Consider the following 14,202-nt stretch of genomic DNA (forward strand, 5'->3'; position numbering starts at 1 on the left):
AACCCCGTTACCCAGCGTCGGGTCAAGATTGGGACCGTCACCGAGTGCGACGCAAAGGGCGTCACCGCCAGGGCCAACGTCGCGCGGAGCCACGGGTCGCCATCTAGGGCATACCACTCAGGCTTCGCCCAGCACCTCGATAAAGCCGGGGCCTATCCAACCTGACGTTGCGACCCTAACCCGGTCCCGTGGCCGGGGCGCAGCGCCATGGGCGTAGACGACCACGTCGAACGCAGCGTTGCGATCTCACCCGGCACGATGGCCAGGCGCAGCAGCTCAACGAGTGCCCCGAGTGCGACGGCAACAAGCAGTTGCGATCCTCGCCCGGCGCGGTGGCCGGGCGCAGCGGTCGACGCCGACCCGGTCCGGTACGCCTGCACGGTGTTGCGATCCTCGCCCGGCGCGGTGGCCGGGCGCAGCGCCTCCCAGTCACGGATCTGGCCGTGCTCGTCGCGGTTGCGATCCTCGCCCGGCGCGGTGGCCGGGCGCAGCTCGAGAGCTGATACAGCTTGAGGTAGACGTCGTGGGTGTTGCGATCCTCGCCCGGCGCGGTGGCCGGGCGCAGCACCGCCGGCACCGCATCCACCACCCGACCCACGGTGTTGCGATCCTCGCCCGGCGCGGTGGCCGGGCGCAGCAGGCCCCGGCGCGCGTCGCCGTACGCGGGCCCGGTCGTTGCGATCCTCGCCCGGCGCGGTGGCCGGGCGCAGCATGGCGAGTTTGTCGCCGGTGTTCACAGCCCCACCGCCGTTGCGATCCTCGCCCGGCGCGGTGGCCGGGCGCAGCCGCGGCGCAGACCGTACCGCGGATCGGCGTGGTGGAGTTGCGATCCTCGCCCGGCGCGGTGGCCGGGCGCAGCTCGACCGCAGACACGTCGTCGGCGCCGTTGGGCATGTTGCGATCCTCGCCCGGCGCGGTGGCCGGGCGCAGCGAGTTGAAGTCGTCGGCGTGGCCGGCGACGACGGGCAGTTGCGATCCTCGCCCGGCGCGGTGGCCGGGCGCAGCGAGGCCGAGGCTGGCGACCGCCACGAGCGCGGTAAGTTGCGATCCTCGCCCGGCGCGGTGGCCGGGCGCAGCCTGGTCGACCGACGGGGAGTCGCGCACCGCGCGGGCAGTTGCGATCCTCGCCCGGCGCGGTGGCCGGGCGCAGCTAGGTCGTTTGCTATATCAACATACTTAGGCACATCTAGTTGCGATCCTCGCCCGGCGCGGTGGCCGGGCGCAGCCCGGGATCTCGGCGGGCTGGTCGGCCAACGCCAGTGGGTTGCGATCCTCGCCCGGCGCGGTGGCCGGGCGCAGCACCCGAGAGGACCGACCCATGCCGGTAGAGATCGCGTTGCGATCCTCGCCCGGCGCGGTGGCCGGGCGCAGCCACCGGTCGCCGTACTTCGCCTGGTCTTCCTCGGCGTTGCGATCCTCGCCCGGCGCGGTGGCCGGGCGCAGCCACGCTGCCGGTCAGGTCCTGCGGCTGTACACGTCGTTGCGATCCTCGCCCGGCGCGGTGGCCGGGCGCAGCACCGCGACTGGCCGCGCGGGATCGTCCTCACGGGCCGGTTGCGATCCTCGCCCGGCGCGGTGGCCGGGCGCAGCGCGGGCACCGACCAGCCACCAGCACCCCCGGACGCGTTGCGATCCTCGCCCGGCGCGGTGGCCGGGCGCAGCGCGCCGCCCAGTCCTCTACCTGGGAGCCGACAATGACCGTTGCGATCCTCGCCCGGCGCGGTGGCCGGGCGCAGCGATGGTGACGTCGCGCTGGTGGGTAGAGCCGCCGCCGTTGCGATCCTCGCCCGGCGCGGTGGCCGGGCGCAGCTGCGCGCCGGGCACCGACAGCCGGGCCAGAACCTGGGTGTTGCGATCCTCGCCCGGCGCGGTGGCCGGGCGCAGCAAGGCCAAGGCGAGGCCGGGCGACCTCGTGTTCTGGTTGCGATCCTCGCCCGGCGCGGTGGCCGGGCGCAGCGTCGGACTTCCCGTCGCTTGGGCCACGGAGTGGCCGGTGTTGCGATCCTCGCCCGGCGCGGTGGCCGGGCGCAGCCTGGGCGTGGACGGGCACGATCCCCCGAAAGCCGGGGTTGCGATCCTCGCCCGGCGCGGTGGCCGGGCGCAGCACGGCTTTTCGCCCAGGAACCGAAGCTGGAGGTCGTGTTGCGATCCTCGCCCGGCGCGGTGGCCGGGCGCAGCGGCGCGGCCCGGGGGTCAACCGCACCACCCGAACCAACCGTTGCGATCCTCGCCCGGCGCGGTGGCCGGGCGCAGCAGTTCCCGAACTGGGGATATGCATCCTAATCGTTCGACGCCGCTCCTCCAGCAGGCACCTTTCGTTACTATTGACAGGTTTTGCCAGCTCGGAACCTCCCAGGGATTCCATGTTCACTACAGGTTCCTAGATCACGAAAGGCCGGCCTGCCACCCCATCCGAAGGGGACGAGTCTGCTCCATTGCCCGCGGGGCAGAGTCTTGCCTTCTACTCCGACCCGAGGGTAGGCCGCGTACCAATGAATCACCTCAAGTCGGCCGGCCTACGAGTTGGTCAGGCTCTCGTGGGGGCCATTCCGGCGAGCCTCTGCTGGTAGCGGGCGAGGAGGGCCCGGGCGTCTTGCGGTTTGTCGAGCGCAGTGAGTGTGTCGGCGGCTAGATGGTGGAGGTGTTCGTTGTAGGGGTCGACACGGAGAGCGTCTTGGAGCCGGTGTAGTCGCATTGTCAGGTCGGGTGTGTGGTCGGCGAGGGCGATGTGGGCGTCGATGACGTGTCGGCGGGTCTTCTCGCGGATGGGGTCGAGCCATGGCCAGGTGTGGTGGGCGGCGATGTCGCCGGTGTAGCGGTCGATGACCGTTTGGCAGGCGCGGGTGGGGTCGGTGAGCGCGGTGGCGGCGTGGTCGATGGCGGCGTCCAGCCGCCAGAGGTCGACGTCGATGTGCTGCTGGTTGAGGTGGTATCGGTCGTTGGTGTGTTCGATGGGGTTCGGGTGGCCGGTGGCGGTGATGTCTTTGCGGAGGTCGCTGAGGGTGGTGTAGAGGCGGCGGGTGACGGTGTGAGGGACCAGGCCCGGCCAGATCGCGGTGGCGAGTTCGCGGGTGGTGCGGCCGTCGGGGTGGATGGCGAGGGCGACGAGGATCTGCAGGGCGGCGCTGCGGCGGATGGGCACTGGTGTCCCGTCTGTTCGCAGGGTGGGGTTGCCGAGGACTTGCAGGGTGAGGGGTTTCGGCGGGGGCGGTGCGGGTGGCGGGGCGGGTGTGGGTGGTCGTTGTCGGGGCACGGCTGTCGCGGGCGGTGTGGCCGGGGTGGGGGCGAGGACGGTGAGCAGGTCGCGGGCGGCGGTGTCGGTGAGGACGCACAGTCGGGTCGGGTCGCTGCTGGTGTCGGGCTGGGTGCGTCCGTCGGCTTCGATGTGCCAGGTGTGGCCGTGGGTCCAGGCACCGATGAGCACGCCGACGGTGTTGGTCAGGGCGGTGGCGAGCCGGGCGGCGGTGGCGGGGTCGGTGGATGTGTGGGTGAGCAGCGTCGGCGGTGTGCTGGACGAGTTGCTCAGGTGCGTAAGGGTGGTGATGGCCTCTTCGAGGGTGTCGGTGACCGTCAGGCCTGGCAGGTGGTGCAGGGCCGGAGTGTGGGGGCCGAGGAGCCTGTGGAGGTCATCTCTGGTGGCAACGACGACGGTGGCGGGGTGGCCGGTGGGGCGGAGGGCTTGGAGCAGGGTGGTGAGGAGGATGCCGCGTGCGGCGTCGGCGGCTCCGAGGCCGGTCAGGCCGATGCCTCCGGTGGGGAACACCAGCGTGGTCGTGGGTGGTGTGGTGGGTGGTGTGGCGGCTTGGACGGCGGTGACGGTGGGCGGTAGTGGGGTCAGGTCGCTGTCGTCGCGGGGTTGTCCGGGGGGTTGGGGTTGGTAGGCGCGGCGGCGGCGTAGCCAGACCAGGGCGCTGGCGGCGGCGATCTGTTGGGCGGTGTCGGCGGGTAGCCATCCGCCGGGGATGTCCACACCTGGTACGGCTGTCTGCTGGTGGTTGGTGGTGGTCGGGGTGGGGGTAGGGGTGGGTGCGTCGATGGTCGCGGTGGAGGTGGTGGTGGGTGTCCAGAGGGCGGCGGCGCCGGCCATGCCGGTCGCGGTGGCCTGCATGGGGGTGGGCAGCGGCACCCGCCGCAGCCGCTGGACCGTCTTGATCAGTCGTGTCGCGGTGGCGCGGAGGGTGATGCTGGCGAGGAGGGCCCAGAGTGTCCAGGCGAGCAGGGCCAGGCCGGCGATCAGGGTGTTCTCGGTCAGCGGGTCGCTGATCCACCGGTAGAGCTGTTCCTGGGTGGGGCGGGTGGGCAGGGGCCATCCAATGGTGTGGGCGAGCACGATCGGTGGGCCGGCCAGGACGGTGGTGAGTGCCGCCGCGGTGGCGACCTGGCGGGGCCACCTCACCGTGCCCGCCCTCTCCTGCCGGGCCGCCCGAGCGAGCGGGATCGGCTTGTGGCGGTGGGGTGGGTACCGGTCATGGGTGGGCTGCCGGGGTGCGGACGAGGCGGGTCCACAGCCGGTACACCCACCACATGGCCACGGCGGTGGCGTAGATGCCGGCGAGGACGCCGAGCATGCGGTACGACGTGATGGCGGCGGTGATGACGGCCAGCGGCGCGCCGATGACCAGCCGCAGCAGCCAGGGGCGGATCAGGGCCATGACCGCGCCGATGCCGATCAGCAGGCCGCCGACGCGGCCGGCGACTTCGATGAAGAGCACCATGTCGGGCCACCGGTCGGCGGTCATGGAGTACTGGACGAGGCCCATCCCGATCGCGGCGGCGAGGACGGAGCCGGTCGGGAACGACAGCAGGGCCGACCATCCGCCGGGTGGGGTGCGCCATTGGAGGGCGGCCATGACCGCGGCGACGAGGGCGAGGCCGACGATCGGGGTGACGGGCAGCAGCGCCCACCGCAGGAACGGACCGACCGGCATGCCGAGGTATTGGGCGGCGACCACGGCGTAGAGGCTGGCCAGGCCCATGCCCAGCGAGACCGCCGACAGGATGCCGAGGCTGACCGTTCCCGCGGGTGACCGGTTGGCGTGTTCTGGACTGTGGGCGGCGGCCAGTGCGCCGAGGAGCGTGCCGGCGGACAGGCAGGCGATGACCGCGAACACCGACGCCATCGCCAGCTGTCCCCAGGACGGTTCCGCCCATTCGTTCGGGTAGACCCCGCGCCAGTCGATGGTGAGCAGCATCTGGCTGATCATCGCCAGTGACGCGAACCCGGCCACCGCGACGGGCAGCACCCGCCGTGCCGGCGGCACCTGCGGCTCCGGTCCACTCGCGCCGCCTGCGGTGGCGGCGTTGGTGTTGGCGTCGGCCGCCCCACGGGCCGCGGTGAGCATCGGATCCTCGACGGTCTGCGGGGTGAGGCCGGTGCGCTCGGCGATGACGGCGGCGGTCGCGGGTAGGCGTGCGGTGCCGCCGGCCAGGTAGATCCCGGCCAGGTCCGTCGGGGTGAGCTCGGCGGCGGTGATCGCGTCGACGGTGAGCTGCCCGAGCCGCTGCAGGATCGGCCGCGCCGTCTGCTCCAGCATCACGCTGGTCGCGACCACCGCCGTTCCGGCGGGTTGGGGAACGGTGATGGCGGCGTGCTGGGCGAGGGCTTCCTTCGCGGTCCGCACGCTCGCCGCCCACGCCCACCCGCCGCCGTCGCCCTGACCGGCCAGGGCTGCGGCGAGGGCGTGGTCGATGGCGTCGCCACCGGCCGCGGGGTCGGCCAGGGTGGCGAGGACCTCGAACCCGGCGGGGCCGCGACGCAGGACCGTGACCTCCGCCCCGCCACCGACATCGACGACCACCAGGTACGCGCCGACCGGCATCTGGGTGCCGGTGGCCAGCAGGTGTTCGGCTACCGCGACCGGCGCCTCGACCAGGCGGGGCTGTCCCAGGCCGGCGCGGTGCGCCGCGTGCCGCATCCACGTACGCCGCCTCGGCCCCCACCCGGCCGGCACCACGAGCCGTACGTCGTCGATCGGCCCGCCGACCAGCTGCCCGGCGTGCTCGGCGATGCGCCGCAAGGTGGCCGCCACCAGGTCGGTCGCCTCGACGTGCCGGCCGTCCAGGTCGATGCTCTGTTCGGCGAGGCGTTGCGGGGCCGGGACGAACCGGTGTGGCTGGTGCGCGGCGGCCTGCCACGCCTGCTGCCCGGTCCACACGCTGGTGTCCTCGGCGACCCACACAGCGCTGGGCATCGCTGGCACGCCGTCGACAGTCACCGGGGTCCACCGGCCGTCAGGCCACGCCAGCACCGCCACCGTGTTGGCGGAGCCGTAGTCGATCGCTAGCCGTGCCTGCACCGACATGCGACTCAGTCAAACATGAAGAAGATCCTCACGTCACCCGTGAAAAGCACTTTCACGCGCCCGGCACGGGCGTACCGACGTCGATGGGCGGGCGGCCCTCGACGATCAGGACCCCTGGCGTCGTTCCTGTCGGTTGCCGTTGCGGCACCAGCCTTACGTGGCGATGCCAGGGCGAAGCAGCCGACAGCACGACGGCGGAAGAGGCTCTGTCCGCGTTCGGCCCGCCTTCCCGTGCACGCGCACTCGGCAGAGGCCACGGGCGCGCCGGGGTTCGTGACCTGCGTCTGTGAGGTTGTGTAAGGCGCTGTGAGCTTGTGTGATCCGACGGAACCGTCCCAGCCGGATTGTCCGGGCCTAGCGTTGCCGCACATCCCATCGGGTCGGCAGGAAGGGACGTCATGGGAATCCGGACCATCGCTCGCATCGGCAGGACCCTGACCGCCGGTGTCGTCATCGGCGCTCCCGCGCTGCTGCTGTACGGCCTCGGCCGCCCCCATCTGCGGTGGCCGGACGGCGACGAGGTCCAGGTGTGGCTCGGGCAGCCGTTGACCCCGGGATTCCTCACCGTCCTGGCGCTCGCCGCCGGGTGGGCGCTCTGGGCGCTGCTGGCCACCACCGTGCTCACCCACCTGCACCACCGGGCGGGTCACCGCCTGCGCCGGCTCGGCCAGCTGCGCCTCCCGGGACCATTGCAGGGCCTGACCGCGGCGCTGCTCGGTGCCACCGCCGTGACCGCTGGCGCCAGCGGCACCACTCCTGCCCTCGCCGTCACGGCCGCGGATCTCCCGGACAACCCCATCCCGCCAGCGGCCATCGCCGACAGCAGCCCCCGCACCACCGGGGCCTCGGCCGACCGAGACGACACCGGGACGACAGCGACGCAGCACACCGTCACGGTGCGCCGGGGCGACACCCTGTCCGGGATCGCCGCCCGCCGCCTCGACGACGCCGACCGGTGGCGGGACATCTACTCCCTCAACCGCGGCACCCGCTTCACCACCGGCAGCCTGACCGACCCCGACCTGATCCGGCCCGGCTGGAGACTGCGCCTGCCCGCCGACGCGAACACGCCCGCCCCGCCCATACCCTCCACACCTCCACCGGCCGCGCCCAACACCACCCCTGCCAGCACGCCATCCCCGCCACCGGACAAGGACACCAGCCCCCCGACCTCACCGGACACCACCCCCGACGCACCTGCCACGCCCGGGCCCGACAGGCCGGACTGCGACCAGCCCGGCGTGTCTCTCGACGACCGGGGCTGGATCGAGGCGACGCTCGCCGCCGCGCTGCTGACAGCCGCCGCTCTCGCGTGGACACGCCGGAGACACCACCACACCCCGCCTCGCAACGCGTCCCCGAACACCCAGGAGCACGGTCGGCAGCCGCCGCGCCTGCCTGCCGTCCTAGCCCTCATCCGCCGCGCGCTCGCCGAGTCCACGCCGTCTTACGCCCCTGCCGCCAACAGCGACTTCGGCAACGCCTCCCATGCGAGCGAGACAGCGACTGCCCTGGCGGCTGACCCAGCCGCGACCGCCGCAACCCACCTCGACCCCGATCCGATCCTGACCGCACCGGCCAACACCGGCACGATCGGCTTGCCGGCCGACGCAGGCCCGACCACAGTCGCGCTGACCGGCCGGACGACAGGGGCCTGGCCGGCGTCGGGCCTCGGACTTACTGGACCGGCCGCGCAGGCGGCGGCGCGCGGGCTCCTGGTGTCCACACTCGCCGGCGCTACACCGGAACAGCCCCAGCGCGGCCAGGTGATCGTGCCCTTCACCGTCCTGGCCAGCCTGCTGGGTGACAAAGCGGACCTCGTCGCGGACACGCCAGGCCTGATTGTCACCGACACCCTCGCCGACGCCCTCACCGTGGTGGAGGAGCAGATCCTGCACCGCACCCGGGTCTGCGTCGCGCACGAGGCCGACACCGTCACCGCGCTGCGCGGCGCCCACCCGTCAGCCGAAGCCCTGCCCTCGCTGCTGCTCATCGCCGACGCCACCGCGGCACACGAACACGCCCGAACCGCCGCGCTGCTCACCCAGGGGCAACGGCTCGACATCCACGGCGTCCTGCTCGGCCCCTGGGCCTACGGGGGCGCCATCACCGTCGCCGACAACGGGTTCACCGCGGCCGCCGACGACAACGGGCAGCAGAGCACCCGCCCGGCAGATGTCGGCCGATTGACGGTCCTGACCGCCGCCGACACCCTCGACCTGCTCGCGACGCTCGCCGCCGCACAACCCCACCCACACCAGCCCCTGACCGCGAACGGCGCAAGCGCGGACAGCGCCCGAGAGACACAGCCTCGTCCGACGGCGAGCGACCCTGCCGCAGCCGACGCTGGCGCAGTGCCCGACGTCGACGCCACGCCAATGTTCACCGCCACCCACCGCGTGACGATGGCCGCCGAGACTCCCCACCGCCCGAGCTCCCCATCAACCGCCGCCGACGAACAGCCAGGCAATGGCGGTGGGCGGGTGAGTGCGCAGGTTCTCGGCGGGGCACACATCCTGGGCAGAGACACCAGCCTGCCGCTGCGGGCGAAGGCCCTCGAACTGCTGGTCTACCTCACCGTCCTCGACGGCGAAGCGACCCAGGACGCCATCCTCGACGACCTGCTACCCGACGCGCCCGCGTCGAAGGCACCCCACCGGCTGCACACCTACGTGTCCGCGCTCCGCAAGACCCTCGCCCACACCGGCGGCCCCGACATCTACCTCATCCACACCACCCACCGATACGCCCTCAACCGGCACACCGTCGACACGGACCTGTGGCGGATGCGCGCCGCGCTGCGCGACGCCGACCGGGCCACCACCGACACCGCCCGGCTCGCCGCACTACGCCGCGCCGTCGACGCCTACAGCGGCAACCTCGCCGACGGCTTCGACTACGAGTGGATCGAAGCCCACCGCGAAGGCATCCGCCGCCAGGCACTCAACGCCCACCTCACCCTGGCCACCACCACACCAGACCCGAACGAAGCCCTCACCGTCATCCAGGCCGCCATCAGACACGACCCCTACGCCGAACCGCTGTACCAGCAAGCGATGCGAATCCACGCCGCACTGGGACACGCCGACGACATCCACGCCCTACGCCAGGACCTCACCCACCGCCTCGCCGACATCGACGCCCAACCGAGCGAGGACACCCTCACCCTCGCCGACCAACTCGTCGCCGACCCGCGACCCCACCGGCCCACCGGACACCCGCGTCTCCGCGCCAACGGACGCCACCCATGACGACTCCGCCTATCCCCTCACCCGGGCCGGCCCCTGCCGGCCAGCCCGCCGACGCCACCTCGACCGACGCCGCGGCACCCGCCACCAGCGACAGTGCCGCCCCCCGACGCACCCCGCCCTGCGGCCAATGCTCGACGCGGGGAACGGAGCATCGGGAAGAGCGCGCACGGTCGGCCACCGCCGTCCCGGTGACCCGCGACGACCTCGACGCCGACGTACTCAAAGCGGTCAGACACGCCGCCTGGACCCGGCAGGCGTTCTACGTTCTAGTCCTGGCCGTAGCCCTCGTCGGACAGGTCACCGGCGCCGCCCAGACCCTCGACATCCCGCTGATCATCGCGGTCCCCGCCGTCGCCACCCTGGAACTCGGCGGCGTGGTGGTCATGGCCGACGCCGACGTCAGACGCCGCCTCGGCGAACGCGCACTCGCCTCCCGCCTGCTCTCAGCGGCGATCGCCGCCGGCGCGGCGGCATTCAACTGGGCCGCCCACCCCGACCACCTCCTCGGCGGCTTCTACGCCGCCATGTCCGCCCTCGGATACCTCGTCTGGCTGATCCACGCCGGCAACCAACGCCGCGACCGACTACGCGCCACCGGCGACCTCCCACCCACACCACCCGCCTACGAGATGATCGGACACTGGCTCCGCCACCCCGCCATCACCCTCCGAGCCCGCACGATCGCCAAAGCAGACGGACTCGACCTCTACCAATCCCTACACGCGGCCCGCGCCGCAGCCACCCGAGAACGCCGCAACGCCGCGATCGCCACAGTGCTGCACCGCAGGATCCGCGCGACCGTGGACGCCACCACCGCCGACATCGCCGTGCGGGTGTATGACCTCGACGAGATCGCCGCCCGCCTCACGGCCACCGCCGACTACAACCGGCTCACCACACTCCTCGCCGCCGACCTCACCCCAGAACGGATCCTCGCCACCAACAACGCCAGCCACCGCCGTCACTGGCTCAGCCGAGAACGCCACGCCCCCGCATCGCGGGAACCTGAACCTCGCCCGTCTCCGCCGCCAGCGCCCAGCCGGTTCTCCACAGGCACACCACGTGGTGAGCGGCAAGCACCGGATCAAGAGCCGGAGCGCAACCCAGGTCCCGAATCGAACGGCGACCAGCCCTCGCCAGCCGAGAGCATCGGTGACATCCCCCCACACGCCGCGCTGGCGGGCGGAGAAGGCGGCGGGGAGGCTGCCGGCGACGCTGAGGACCCAGAGATTCCCAGGGGCACCGCGCAGGCAGTGGCCTACTGGCTACGCAGAGAGCCGAACATGGCTCCTGAACTGCTCGCCAAGAAAGTCGGCAGGTCTCTACGGTCGGTCTACCGATACCTACCAGCCGACTACCCCCGACGACCGGGAATCGCCAGGGCACAGGCACGACGACAACCCGATCCTGCCCGACGTTCGTCGCGGACCGAGTGACACCAACAGGCGCACCTGTCGGGGATGCCCAGGTAGGTGCCGCTGTCGCGCGTACGGTGGAATCAGCCGCCGGGGCAGCCGCGGCCGCCGCTGATCGGGATGCACTGGGTGATGGTCGGTGTTGTTGTCCCCTGGACGGCTGGGGTCCATCTGAACAAGGGCCCCGTGGCCATGCTTCCCACCATCGCGACAGCAACGTAGATCAGCACCACACCCACCGGTGACCAGGCGAAGTGGCGCCTCCAGTATCCGTCGCGGACCAGCCGCGCGAGCAGCGCCCCAGCTATCGGAAGCACCAGGTTGAGCACCAGGGCCGCCGTCAGGATGGTGTACGTGGTCGCGCCGAACGCGCGTGCCGCCGCAGGGGTTGGCACATAGGGCGAGGACACCCGTCGAACCAATCCAACGACGAACAGGAACGGCACGCCGTAGAACCAGGCGAGGAACAGCACGCCGGGTCCGACGCGCTTCATCGGGCACCCTGCCAGACCGCGCCGGCCACCGCCGCGACAACGACAGTGACCAGCACCGACAGGGTGCCGGCGAGGATCGGGGAGGGGATTCGGCGCCCGAGCAGACCGGTGACCACCGCAGTGGTGGACAGCAGGCCCACGAGGATCGGCGCGCCGAAGATCATCGCCAGGCCGAACTCCTCCTGCGGGGTCAGGCAGTCGAACACCTCCGCGCAGTCCCGCTTCGGTCTGGCCGGCACCCCTGACCATCCGACGAAGACCGCGGCGATCACGGTGGCGTACCAGCCACACGCGACGAGAAGGCTCAACCCGAACGACGCCCGGCGCGGCGCGGCCACATCATCCATGTCCAAGAAGCTGCCACGGCTGCGGGGCCTGGCCTATCCGCTTCCGTACTCATTACCGACCGGGTGCGGCCATCCACGTGAGCCCGGCGGCGTCCGCCGTCGCACCGCACGGCCTGACCCTGCCGCGATCCGCCGAGGTGGACACGTTGAGGGCCCCCGCGTCGCCAGGACGCAGAAGGCCGCGACGAGGTGCTCAGCCGCCTTGCCCATACGGCCGGCGTCCGCCGACCTGAGGGCGGGATCGCCGTCCGCTTCGTCGTCCACGCGCCAAACGTAGCGGCCGTTTCCCGCCGTCACCCGGGCCGGCCTCCCGGGCGCTGCACACACGCCGAGCTCGCCGTACGGCGAGCCCGAGAGCAGCCCGGCGAGACAGGGGCTCTCCCGCGCCGCACGGGAGCCGACGGCTACGCCGTGTGCCACCCATCGGTGGTGCACAGTTCCTCGACGTCCCACCAGCCGCCGCGTTGCCCCGTGTTTAGCAACTGCCGCACCCTGTCGAGATCAGCGTCCGGTGGTACATCGATCACGGCCAGCCCGAACATGCCGGAGCCCGTAACTCCGAGGGCCGTGAACTTGTCCAGTATCGCCTCTACCCCCGCGTCGACCGGACCGAGCGGACCGTCGGGCGCGAGCACGACCCGGATCGCGCAGTAGCCAGATGCCTCAAGCTTCTCCTGCGCCCACAGCAGGCCATCCCCATCTCGTTGGACGCTGAAGATGTCGCCCTTGGCGGCATTCAGCGCCGCCCACGGCGCACTTGGTAGCCGGACCCGGTCCGGCGCCAGCATCTCGGCACCCATGCCGAGGGCAGCAACTGCCCCACCAGACATCGAGAACCACACCTGCACCCATCCCGGCGGTGGTTCGGCCGCGGCACCGCCAAACGAAGACACCACCCGAGTCTGCCGCCACCGCCGTCAAAACCACAGCACGTAACGGAGATCCACTCGTGCGACTGCCGTCGATCCATTGCAGTGCGGATTTCCGCAACGACGGTGTCCGGGAGCAGCTCAAGGCCGGCCTGACCAGCCCCACCGAGGAGGGCTTCGACGCCAATGTCGAGTTTGTCGAGGAGCGGGCGCTGGTGGGGCTCAGCGAGGCGGCGATCGTGGCCGGCTATCCTCGCGCCTACCCGCGTCAGCACAGGCACCCGGTGGTGTTCGTCGTCGACGCCGTCACCGTCTCGATGCCGGAGCGTCCCCCTACTCGTCGTCAACCTGAACGACAGACACGAGACAGGGCCATTCAGGACGCTGCCACGGCAGGTCCAGGCGATCGAGAACAACCTGTCGCTTGGCAACATGGACTTCGTCGAGTTCGCGCGGGCGGCAGGCCCAGATGGCGTCTTTCGTGGCTTCTGACGCACCTGTCGATCAGCGGGCACCCGAACCGCGTTGATCATGGACCGCTTGGGTCATGCTGCGGCAATCCGGGCAGCGGCCGATAGGAGTGAACCGTGCCCTGGCTCTGGATCATCCTCGGTGGCGTAGCGCTGCTGCTTGTCGTTACGTCAGCAGTCGTCGTTGTGCGGCACCGCCGGTCGGACCGCGCATCGATGGCGCACGCCCCTGTCATGCGTGACGCGCGGCGCGCTATAGCCCAGATGCATAACCAGCGTCGGCGTTCCCGCAAAAGCACGATCCGGGGCGAAGGCGGCGGCGGGGACGATGCACGACACCGCGTATGGCTCGGACACCTCCGCCGGAGCGTAGTCGCATCGACTACGCCCGGGAACCGGCGCACCATCTGCCGTGATCCGCGATCGTGGCCAGGCCAGACGGTGACGGGCCGTAGCTCGGGAGCGACTGCGACGTGCGACAGACGACCACACGCGAGAGAACCCGTCTCCTGCTCAGGTCCGGGAGGAGTTGGGTTGAGCGGATTCCGCTCAGCCAATCTCCCAGCACCGTCGATCTAATCGGCCGAGCCGGGTTCGCCCTTTTCGATAGCGCTGTCCTGCGTCGTCGGGATGCCGTCGGCGCGGCCCAGGTCGTCGAAGGGCGGGTCGACCTCGATGAACCCGAAGAGTCGTTCGATGACCTGGAGGGCTTGGGTGGAGTAGCGGTCGGCGAATCCCCGGCAGATGGCGGGCTTGACGTCCCGGTTCCGGTAGTGGGGAAGGGTGTCGTGGCATACGACGAACGACTCGTTTCGCCGCGCCTCGGCCACCAGATCGCGGAGGCGGCCCTCGGAGAGACGCATCAGGTTGCCGGGCTTGAAGATGCAGGTGTCGCACTCGCGGGCGAGCCGTCGGGTCTTGCGTAGCTCCGGGTCGCCGACGCTGAGTCGGGGTGACCGGTCGGTGCCCGGTTCGTCGGCGGGTTCGAGCATGTTGTCCATAGTCAACTCCTTGTCGCTGCGGCGCGGGGCCCGCATCGGTGGATGCGGGCCCC

The 14,202-nt window shown here is 71.6% G+C and carries 9 protein-coding genes, 1 pseudogene and 1 CRISPR repeat array; of the genes and pseudogenes, 4 read left to right on the forward strand and 6 right to left on the reverse strand.

The genetic code is table 11. From position 1 onward, the window contains the following. Positions 1-166 precede the first annotated feature (166 nt). A CRISPR array of direct repeats spans positions 167-2,254; the repeat unit is 37 nt; unit sequence GTTGCGATCCTCGCCCGGCGCGGTGGCCGGGCGCAGC. 273 nt (positions 2,255-2,527) lie between these two features. Next, positions 2,528-4,396, reverse strand: coding sequence for a hypothetical protein (locus ACFT41_RS17395; protein ID WP_377589604.1), 1,869 nt, complete (start codon positions 4,394-4,396; stop codon positions 2,528-2,530). Positions 4,397-4,466: 70 nt separating this feature from the next. Further along, positions 4,467-6,302: an Hsp70 family protein gene (locus tag ACFT41_RS17400; RefSeq protein WP_377589605.1), complete on the reverse strand. Its 1,836-nt coding sequence runs from the start codon at positions 6,300-6,302 to the stop codon at positions 4,467-4,469. Positions 6,303-6,700: 398 nt separating this feature from the next. Between ACFT41_RS17400 and ACFT41_RS17405 the strand changes: the two genes are divergently transcribed. Both ACFT41_RS17405 and ACFT41_RS17410 read left to right on the forward strand, forming a co-directional pair. Then, positions 6,701-9,553: a BTAD domain-containing putative transcriptional regulator gene (locus tag ACFT41_RS17405; protein ID WP_377589606.1), complete on the forward strand. Its 2,853-nt coding sequence runs from the start codon at positions 6,701-6,703 to the stop codon at positions 9,551-9,553. A gap of 188 nt (positions 9,554-9,741) precedes the next feature. After that, positions 9,742-10,989, forward strand: coding sequence for a hypothetical protein (locus ACFT41_RS17410; RefSeq protein WP_377589607.1), 1,248 nt, complete (start codon positions 9,742-9,744; stop codon positions 10,987-10,989). A gap of 62 nt (positions 10,990-11,051) precedes the next feature. On the opposite strand, the gene ACFT41_RS17415 is transcribed toward ACFT41_RS17410, so the two are convergent. The 3 genes from ACFT41_RS17415 to ACFT41_RS17425 form a co-directional block, all read right to left on the reverse strand. Further along, on the reverse strand, positions 11,052-11,462 hold the full coding sequence (locus ACFT41_RS17415) for a hypothetical protein (protein WP_377589608.1): 411 nt from the start codon (positions 11,460-11,462) through the stop codon (positions 11,052-11,054). Next, positions 11,459-11,809 carry a hypothetical protein gene (locus ACFT41_RS17420; protein ID WP_377589609.1) on the reverse strand — a complete coding sequence of 117 codons (351 nt, stop codon included), beginning with the start codon at positions 11,807-11,809 and terminating at the stop codon, positions 11,459-11,461. Before ACFT41_RS17420 ends, ACFT41_RS17415 begins: the two co-directional genes overlap by 4 nt. 404 nt (positions 11,810-12,213) lie before the next feature. Next, positions 12,214-12,702 (reverse strand): DUF4265 domain-containing protein, encoded by a 489-nt coding sequence (locus tag ACFT41_RS17425; protein ID WP_377589610.1) that lies wholly within the window; start codon positions 12,700-12,702, stop codon positions 12,214-12,216. Between ACFT41_RS17425 and ACFT41_RS17430 the strand changes: the two are divergent. Next, positions 12,669-12,989 (forward strand): annotated as a pseudogene (locus ACFT41_RS17430) (DUF6924 domain-containing protein); the annotation flags it as partial. The gene ACFT41_RS17425 and the pseudogene ACFT41_RS17430 sit on opposite strands and share 34 nt — an antisense overlap. Further along, positions 12,874-13,170 (forward strand): DUF6924 domain-containing protein, encoded by a 297-nt coding sequence (locus ACFT41_RS17435; RefSeq protein WP_377589612.1) that lies wholly within the window; start codon positions 12,874-12,876, stop codon positions 13,168-13,170. The pseudogene ACFT41_RS17430 and the gene ACFT41_RS17435, both read left to right, overlap by 116 nt. 553 nt (positions 13,171-13,723) lie before the next feature. Here ACFT41_RS17435 and ACFT41_RS17440 read toward each other — a convergent pair. Continuing rightward, on the reverse strand, positions 13,724-14,202 hold a 479-nt coding region (locus ACFT41_RS17440), incomplete at its 5' end, for a hypothetical protein (protein WP_377613913.1).

Origin of the sequence: Micromonospora sp. NPDC057141 (genome assembly GCF_042670805.1) — a bacterium.
In the GTDB taxonomy this organism is placed as follows: domain Bacteria; phylum Actinomycetota; class Actinomycetes; order Mycobacteriales; family Micromonosporaceae; genus Micromonospora.